The following is a 5,555-nucleotide window of genomic DNA, read 5'->3' as shown; positions in this document are numbered from 1 at the left end:
TATGGCAATCCTGGATTATGTAGTTGAGAGTTTTATTCACATCTGGCCCTATTTGTTGGTGACGATCCCGATTGCGGTTGCAGTGAATATGTCCGGGGCATCGAAATATATCAGCCGGGCCTTCTCTGCCCGCCCGATCATAGCAATTATTCTGGCGACTATTGTTGGGGCGTTCAGTCCTTTCTGCTCATGTGGTGTGATTCCGGTGATCGCAGCGATGCTGATCGGAGGCGTGCCCCTGGCGCCAGTGATGTCTTTCTGGCTGGCCTCCCCATCGATGGACCCGGAGATATTTTTCCTCTCAGCGAGTATGCTGGGATGGAATCTGGCTGTTTGGCGATTGGCAGCCACGCTTGCTTTGAGCCTGGGTGGCGGTTTCGCGACACATTTCCTGGTCCAGAGCGGATGGATAGGCCAGAATATTTTGCGCCACACACAATCCACACAGGTGAAAACATATTGGCAGGTTTTTAAAGATGGTTTGTTCGCCATCAGCTCTAAACTAAGGCCGCAGACTCTTGCAGCAGAGACCGCGCTAAGCGGAGAAGCCTCCGGTTGTACGGACTCGGGTTGTTCTCCAGATGCATCTCCATTGCTTCTTCAAACGGCACCTCTTTCATCAACCACAACCCTCCCTTTGCCGATCTCTCTGGGAGAAAGCCAGCAAGAATCAACCTGTGGCTGCGATGAAGGCTCAAGCTGCGCAACAGAAGTAAAGATTGAATCCTCTTTTTGGGCGCGACTCACCAGCGAAACATGGATCGCAACATCCATGGTGATCAAGTTTATGCTCCTGGCCTGGTTCATCGGCGCGTTGGTCAACTTATATGTTCCCGAAACATGGATTACGAGTGCCTTGGGCGGGGATAATCCCTGGGCAATTTTCACCGCAGCATTATTGGGTGTCCCGGTTTATACCAGTAACCTGACAGCGATGCCTTTGGTAGGCGGTCTCCTGGCACAGGGGATGAATCCTGCGGCAGCCTTATCTTTCCTGATCGCTGGCCCGATGACGACCCTCCCCGCCATGTCTGCGGTCTGGGGCTTGGTGAACCGCAAGGTATTTTCCCTGTATATTGGTTTCGCCTTATTTGGGGCAGTGGTCTTGGCTTATGTTTATAATATTGCACTAAGTTTCTAAGACTTCAATTTTATAGTACCCATCATAAACCATCCTTCGCGGCAACATCCTTTAGAGCGGCGGCGAGGACTCCGCCTGGAGCGAGCGCAAGACCTAAAAAGACTCTGTTCCCGAATAATGGAATAGAGTCTTTTTCTATTCAACTCTTTTATATTTGCGGTTAGAATATCCCCATGATAAAAGCCCTCCTAAAAACCATGCGCCCACGTCAGTGGGTAAAAAACGTGATCGTTTTCTTCGCGCTCGTCTTCGACAAGCAGCTATTTCAGCTTGAGCCTGCCCTGCGCACGCTGGCCGGATTTGCCCTGTTCAGCCTGATCTCCAGCGCGGTTTATATCTTTAACGATATCAGCGATATAGATGCCGACCGCCAACATCCCGAGAAAAAACATCGGCCCTTGCCTTCAGGAGAGTTGCCCGTTGGCGTAGCGCGCGTTTTTGGAATTTTTCTTGTGACAATCGTATTTCCCAGCGCCTGGTTGCTGACGCCTGCCTTTGCGACGGTTTTGGCGATCTACTTTTTAATGATGCTGGCGTATAGCTCCCGGCTGAAACATATCCCGATCCTCGACGTGATGATCCTCGCCGCAGGCTTTGTTTTACGCGTTCACAGCGGCGTGACCCTGATCGAGGTTGAACGATTCTCCCCGTGGCTTTACGTGATCACCACATTGGGGGCGCTCTATCTGGGTTTTGGCAAACGCCGTGCCGAACTGACCCTGCTCACAGATGGAGCTGGCTCTCATCGTAAAGTCCTCGAAGGCTATACCATCCCGCTCCTCGATCAATTTATCACCATTGTCTCTGGCACAACCATCGTCGCATATAGCTTATACACCTTCACCGCGCCAAACGTCCCCGACAATCACGCGATGATGCTGACAATCCCCTTCGTGATCTACGCCATTTTCCGCTATCTCTACCTTGTGCAGGTTTCGCAGGTCACCGGATCGCCCGAGGAAATCGTTCTTACCGATCGGCCGCTTCAAATCGCCATCGCTCTTTGGGGAATCGTCGTGATGGCCGTCTTCTATCTTTCATGACCAAAGCCAGCGCGCCCGGCAAAATCATTCTCTTTGGCGAGCATGCTGTTGTCTACGGGCAGCCCGCCTTGGCTGTGCCTGTATCAGAAGTTCATGCGGATGCGGAGGTCTCGGATATCGACCGCGCAGGGATTTGGGTTGACGCCCCGGATATTGGCCTCCACGAAGAACTCTCCCGCCTCGCCCCGGATCATCCACTTGCTGCCGTTATAAATAGCGTTTTCGCGGCTCTTAACATCGACGTCATTGCGAGCGAAGCGAAGCAATCTCGCATTATTCAGGAGGAGATTGCTTCGTCGCAAAAGCATGCTCCCCGCAATGACGTGACTAAGGGACTGAAGATAAAAATCACATCCACCATCCCCCTCGCCTCAGGTCTGGGATCAGGCGCGGCGGTGTCGGTTGCGATCATCCGCGCCCTCTCGGCCCATCTTGAAAAGCCTTTTGCGAACGAAAAAATCAGCGAATTAGCATACGAAGTGGAGAAGATCCATCATGGAACTCCTTCGGGGATTGATAATACTGTTGTGACCTATGGGAAACCGATCTTCTTTATTCCCGCCCCCTCTGCCCTTCGGGCATCTCCCCCGCAAGCGGGAGAGAAAAAGTCTCCCCCCCGCTCGCGGGGGGGACGGAAGGGGGGGCAAATCACTCCTCTCCGCGTTGCAAAGCCTTTCACGATCGTCATCGGGGATACCGGTCTCCCCGCACCGACAAAAGAATCCGTCAGTGATGTGCGGGAGCTATGGGAAGAGAATCCACAAAAAATGGACGCCCTCTTCGCGGCGGCGGGCAGCATCGCAAAAACAGCGCGTCAGGCCATCATGGGTGGACACCCAGAAAGACTGGGGCCGCTGATGAATGAGAATCACGCCTTGCTGCAGGAGATGACCGTCTCCTCGCCGGAATTGGATTTTTTAACGGAAGCAAGCCTGAGGGCAGGGGCGCTCGGAGCGAAGCTCTCCGGAGGGGGTCGCGGCGGAAATATGATCGCCCTGTCCACAAAAGAAAAAGCCCCGGCGATTGTCGAGGCGCTGCTTGATGCGGGGGCTAAAAAGGTGATCGTTACAGAAATATCCTAGAAATCTTTTGCTTTGATTTATTTCCCCAACAAAATTTCGAGGTAGTTATCCACCATCTTGTCCACACCCAAACTTTCTTCAGCACGCACACGTGCAGCCAACCGAAAACGCTCCTGGTCTACTAAAATCTCAGATGCCGCCTTTGCCAATGAGGGGATATCCGGTGTATCCAAATTCCATGGGTTTCCCCCATATGGAGTAAGACGCCCGGCACCCTCCCCTATTAATTCCCGTAATGAGCCGGTATCAAAACCAACTACAGGCAATCCACAGGCCAGCGCCTCGATAACCGAATTCGGACAGGGCGGGTTAATCTCGGCAGAAAAGAGTAGATGTGAGGAACGCATCAATTCAGGGATTTGTTCACGAGACACAATTTCCAGAAGCTTAACGGTTTTGCTGGCCTTTTTCAATTCATTTTTTGTATTTACGTCCACTTTTCCGGCGACGGTGAGTTTAACAGAATATCGCTCCGATAATATCTCCGTCAAATGCAGAGCGGCCTTGAGACCCGTATCCAACCCGCCTGCCAAACTGCCTTCAACAACTAACAACCGATATGGGGGAATACGTGGGATTGGATTTTCTCTATCAGGTGAAAAGTTCTCCAAATCAACACCATTTAGAACCACATGCCCCGGTATGCGTGCTTTACCATACCAATCTTCCCACCATCCACGGATGAATTTGCTTTGGTAAATGACTTCGTCAGCCACCCGGTTGCGGGTGAAAGCTAACAGCCAATTGCCATACTCCGCACGGAGTGTATAACGTACCCCGCTCCAGCGTACGCGTTGGACCCAATTAACTCCATCCAGACGCTGCACAATCCGTACGCCACGCCTTTTGGCCCTCCATAATGGCAGCAGCTTTCGGGTCCCGCCAATCACCAAAATGGCATCAGATTCCTCGGCTGGATTATGCGTCACCTCGATCCCGCGGGTTTTTAATCCAGCTTCAAACTTCAGGCGGAAGGAACCCCCGCCCCCCGATTGTGATTTGGGGACAATACAAATGCGAGTCATCTTCTGTTTGCCCTGGTTTTTCTACGCCGAATTTTCGAGTCAATGACGACCATTTTTTCAGCTTTACTGAAGGTGAGGGCTGCCTGAATCTTCTTGCGGGCAAGTGGTTCAAAGCGCCTCTCACAAAATTCTTCGTATTCTGTTTCGCTGAGTTTTGTAATCCGATTGAAGTTCAGGGCATATCCATATCTCATCCAGTTATCCTGGGATGGCCAATACTGGTTCTTCTTTTGGGAGAAAAACCATCCAAAAGACGACGACCGCGTGCCAGCCAGGTATTCTCTCCGACCCGGGCGTAGGCATTCTCTGCCAATTTTTTCCGTTTGTTTTCATCAGCGAATAAAGATGATAATGCTCCCTGCCAGGCATCGAGATCGTCGGGAGGACAGAAGATTGCACTCTCCTCATCCAAGACTTCGCGGATGACGGGCAGATCGCTGGTAATGATGGCGCGTTTCGCTGCCATATAGTCGTAGAGTTTCATCGGGCTGGCATAGGATGCTGAATCCCCGCCGCTGGAGCCGGAAATATTGGCCTCGTAAGGGGCGATCAAAATATCAGCAGCGGCTTGATAGAGGGGCAACCCGGCATTTTGGATAAATCCCGTAAATCTGACGTTTTCCAACCTCCGAGCAACTGTCTGCTCGCGCCACATCTCGACCTCAGCCGGGCGACCGCCAACCCAGACAAAGCTCGCCTGTGGATTTTTCTCCGCCAGGGCGAGGAAAGTTTCCACGCCGCGACCAGCGTAGAGGTGACCGGTGCAGACCACTGTTGGGGCCTCCGGGAGGCCGATCTCCCTCCGGGCAAGCTCGGGGCCTGGGAGCGAATCGTAACGTTCCAGGTCAATCCCATTCGGGGCGATGACGCAATCCTCCGGGAGTCCATAATCGTGTTCCAGAAGATCCTGCAATCCACGCGTGATGCTGATCAATCGTTTTTTTCCGTTGAGACGGAGGAAGGCACGAAACCACGCGGGGCCGAAGCGGCCATGCAGGGGCTCATGCAGTTCAAGGATGGTGGGGAGGCGCTGGAGCAAGGCGAAAACAGCGCTCTGTGGAGACCAACTGAAAATCAGATCGGGATTGAGTTTCTTTGCTTCAAGTATAGCTCGCCAGGGATAACTGCGGCGGTTAGATGTCTTCAGCCAGCGGACTTCGAAGGTGTCTTTTAAACCATAATAGGCAGCCAGTTCTTCCCGGCTGGGACGCTGCGGCTGCATATCCGGGACGAGCAGAATCAGCTCGTGACCGAGTTGGGTGAG

Annotated in this window: 6 protein-coding genes; 3 read left to right on the top strand and 3 right to left on the bottom strand. The window is 52.7% G+C overall.

Going from position 1 to position 5,555, the window contains the following annotated elements:
* The 3 genes from AC3DOM_RS15145 to mvk form a co-directional block, all read left to right on the top strand.
* Nucleotides 1–1,141: permease (locus AC3DOM_RS15145; RefSeq protein WP_487919881.1), on the top strand; the 1,141-nt coding region annotated here is incomplete at its 5' end.
* A 173-nt stretch (nucleotides 1,142–1,314) separates the two neighbouring features.
* On the top strand, nucleotides 1,315–2,184 hold the full coding sequence (locus AC3DOM_RS15140; RefSeq protein ID WP_487919880.1) for a decaprenyl-phosphate phosphoribosyltransferase: 870 nt from the start codon (nucleotides 1,315–1,317) through the stop codon (nucleotides 2,182–2,184).
* A complete protein-coding gene (mvk, locus tag AC3DOM_RS15135) occupies nucleotides 2,181–3,266 on the top strand; it encodes a mevalonate kinase (RefSeq protein WP_487919879.1) in 1,086 nt (361 codons plus the stop codon). Before AC3DOM_RS15140 ends, mvk begins: the two co-directional genes overlap by 4 nt.
* A gap of 17 nt (nucleotides 3,267–3,283) precedes the next feature.
* Here mvk and AC3DOM_RS15130 read toward each other — a convergent pair whose 3' ends face one another.
* From AC3DOM_RS15130 to AC3DOM_RS15120, 3 genes are all read right to left on the bottom strand, one after another.
* The gene (locus tag AC3DOM_RS15130) at nucleotides 3,284–4,291 is read right to left on the bottom strand and encodes a glycosyltransferase family 4 protein (protein WP_487919878.1); all 1,008 of its coding nucleotides are present in this window, start codon (nucleotides 4,289–4,291) and stop codon (nucleotides 3,284–3,286) included.
* A complete protein-coding gene (locus AC3DOM_RS15125) occupies nucleotides 4,288–4,485 on the bottom strand; it encodes a hypothetical protein (RefSeq protein WP_487919877.1) in 198 nt (65 codons plus the stop codon). Before AC3DOM_RS15125 ends, AC3DOM_RS15130 begins: the two co-directional genes overlap by 4 nt.
* The coding region (locus AC3DOM_RS15120; RefSeq protein WP_487919876.1) for a glycosyltransferase at nucleotides 4,482–5,555 on the bottom strand (1,074 nt) is incomplete at its 5' end. The genes AC3DOM_RS15125 and AC3DOM_RS15120, both read right to left, overlap by 4 nt.

This window comes from Candidatus Desulfolinea nitratireducens, assembly GCF_982879505.1.
Note: the sequence above shows the minus strand (reverse complement) of the source record. Positions and strands in the feature narration are given on the sequence as shown.